This is a genomic window from Pseudomonas sp. TWI628 (genome assembly GCF_039673865.1).
Taxonomy (GTDB): domain Bacteria; phylum Pseudomonadota; class Gammaproteobacteria; order Pseudomonadales; family Pseudomonadaceae; genus Aquipseudomonas.
In genome coordinates, this window is the sequence record NZ_JBDJMM010000060.1 from 1 (window position 1) to 3269 (window position 3269).

Consider the following 3269-nt stretch of genomic DNA (forward strand, 5'->3'; position numbering starts at 1 on the left):
GAATGTTGATTTCTGACTTTTGTCAGATCGTTCTTTAAAAATTCGGATATGTGATAGAAATAGACTGAACACCAGTTTCACTGCTGGTGGATCAGGCTAAGGTAAAATTTGTGAGTTCTGCTCGAAAGAGCGACGTGCGAATTTTCGGCGAATGTCGTCTTCACAGTATAACCAGATTGCTTGGGGTTATATGGTCAAGTGAAGAAGCGCATACGGTGGATGCCTTGGCAGTCAGAGGCGATGAAAGACGTGGTAGCCTGCGATAAGCTTTGGGGAGTCGGCAAACAGACTGTGATCCAGAGATCTCTGAATGGGGGAACCCACTCAGCATAAGCTGAGTATCTTGTACTGAATACATAGGTGCAAGAGGCGAACCAGGGGAACTGAAACATCTAAGTACCCTGAGGAAAAGAAATCAACCGAGATTCCCTTAGTAGTGGCGAGCGAACGGGGACCAGCCCTTAAGTTGGTTTGAGATTAGTGGAACGCTCTGGAAAGTGCGGCCATAGTGGGTGATAGCCCCGTACACGAAAATCTCTTATCAATGAAATCGAGTAGGACGGAGCACGAGAAACTTTGTCTGAACATGGGGGGACCATCCTCCAAGGCTAAATACTACTGACTGACCGATAGTGAACCAGTACCGTGAGGGAAAGGCGAAAAGAACCCCGGAGAGGGGAGTGAAATAGAACCTGAAACCGTATGCGTACAAGCAGTGGGAGCCTACTTTGTTAGGTGACTGCGTACCTTTTGTATAATGGGTCAGCGACTTATATTCAGTGGCGAGCTTAACCGAATAGGGGAGGCGTAGCGAAAGCGAGTCTTAATAGGGCGTTTAGTCGCTGGGTATAGACCCGAAACCGGGCGATCTATCCATGGGCAGGTTGAAGGTTAGGTAACACTGACTGGAGGACCGAACCGACTACCGTTGAAAAGTTAGCGGATGACCTGTGGATCGGAGTGAAAGGCTAATCAAGCTCGGAGATAGCTGGTTCTCCTCGAAAGCTATTTAGGTAGCGCCTCATGTATCACTGTAGGGGGTAGAGCACTGTTTCGGCTAGGGGGTCATCCCGACTTACCAAACCGATGCAAACTCCGAATACCTACAAGTGCCGAGCATGGGAGACACACGGCGGGTGCTAACGTCCGTCGTGAAAAGGGAAACAACCCAGACCGTCAGCTAAGGTCCCAAAGTCATGGTTAAGTGGGAAACGATGTGGGAAGGCTTAGACAGCTAGGAGGTTGGCTTAGAAGCAGCCACCCTTTAAAGAAAGCGTAATAGCTCACTAGTCGAGTCGGCCTGCGCGGAAGATGTAACGGGGCTCAAACCATGCACCGAAGCTACGGGTATCACCTTCTGGTGATGCGGTAGAGGAGCGTTCTGTAAGCCTGTGAAGGTGAGTTGAGAAGCTTGCTGGAGGTATCAGAAGTGCGAATGCTGACATGAGTAACGACAATGCGAGTGAAAAACTCGCACGCCGAAAGACCAAGGTTTCCTGCGCAACGTTAATCGACGCAGGGTTAGTCGGTCCCTAAGGCGAGGCTGAAAAGCGTAGTCGATGGAAAACAGGTTAATATTCCTGTACTTCCAGTTATTGCGATGGAGGGACGGAGAAGGCTAGGCCAGCTTGGCGTTGGTTGTCCAAGTTTAAGGTGGTAGGCTGAGATCTTAGGCAAATCCGGGATCTCAAGGCCGAGAGCTGATGACGAGTGCTCATTAGAGCGCGAAGTGGTTGATGCCATGCTTCCAAGAAAAGCTCCTAAGCTTCAGATAACTGGGAACCGTACCCCAAACCGACACAGGTGGTTAGGTAGAGAATACCAAGGCGCTTGAGAGAACTCGGGTGAAGGAACTAGGCAAAATGGCACCGTAACTTCGGGAGAAGGTGCGCCGGCGAGGGTTAAGGACTTGCTCCGTAAGCCCATGCCGGTCGAAGATACCAGGCCGCTGCGACTGTTTATTAAAAACACAGCACTCTGCAAACACGAAAGTGGACGTATAGGGTGTGACGCCTGCCCGGTGCCGGAAGGTTAATTGATGGGGTTAGCGCAAGCGAAGCTCTTGATCGAAGCCCCGGTAAACGGCGGCCGTAACTATAACGGTCCTAAGGTAGCGAAATTCCTTGTCGGGTAAGTTCCGACCTGCACGAATGGCGTAACGATGGCGGCGCTGTCTCCACCCGAGACTCAGTGAAATTGAAATCGCTGTGAAGATGCAGTGTATCCGCGGCTAGACGGAAAGACCCCGTGAACCTTTACTATAGCTTTGCACTGGACTTTGAATTTGCTTGTGTAGGATAGGTGGGAGGCTTTGAAGTGGGGACGCCAGTTCTCATGGAGCCATCCTTGAAATACCACCCTGGCAACTTTGAGGTTCTAACTCAGGTCCGTTATCCGGATCGAGGACAGTGTATGGTGGGTAGTTTGACTGGGGCGGTCTCCTCCCAAAGAGTAACGGAGGAGTACGAAGGTGCGCTCAGACCGGTCGGAAATCGGTCGTAGAGTATAAAGGCAAAAGCGCGCTTGACTGCGAGACAAACACGTCGAGCAGGTACGAAAGTAGGTCTTAGTGATCCGGTGGTTCTGTATGGAAGGGCCATCGCTCAACGGATAAAAGGTACTCCGGGGATAACAGGCTGATACCGCCCAAGAGTTCATATCGACGGCGGTGTTTGGCACCTCGATGTCGGCTCATCACATCCTGGGGCTGAAGCCGGTCCCAAGGGTATGGCTGTTCGCCATTTAAAGTGGTACGCGAGCTGGGTTTAGAACGTCGTGAGACAGTTCGGTCCCTATCTGCCGTGGACGTTTGAGATTTGAGAGGGGCTGCTCCTAGTACGAGAGGACCGGAGTGGACGAACCTCTGGTGTTCCGGTTGTCACGCCAGTGGCATTGCCGGGTAGCTATGTTCGGAAGAGATAACCGCTGAAAGCATCTAAGCGGGAAACTTGCCTCAAGATGAGATCTCACTGGAACCTTGAGTTCCCTAAAGGGCCGTCGAAGACTACGACGTTGATAGGTTGGGTGTGTAAGCGCTGTGAGGCGTTGAGCTAACCAATACTAATTGCCCGTGAGGCTTGACCATATAACACCCAAGCAATTTGCTAAGCGCAGATTGCGGTGGTGAAGATGATACGAACCGAAAGTTCGCAACGAACCACAAATATCGCATATCCGAATTCGCTGGGCTGTCCATCTGGACATTCTGGCTACAGAATTTCTTGACGACCATAGAGCATTGGAACCACCTGATCCCATCCCGAACTCAG

At 51.2% G+C, this 3269-nt stretch carries 1 rRNA gene; it reads left to right on the forward strand.

From position 1 onward, the window contains the following. Positions 1 to 192 precede the first annotated feature (192 nt). Positions 193 to 3085 (forward strand): 23S ribosomal RNA (locus tag ABE528_RS27255). Positions 3086 to 3269: the final 184 nt, after the last annotated feature.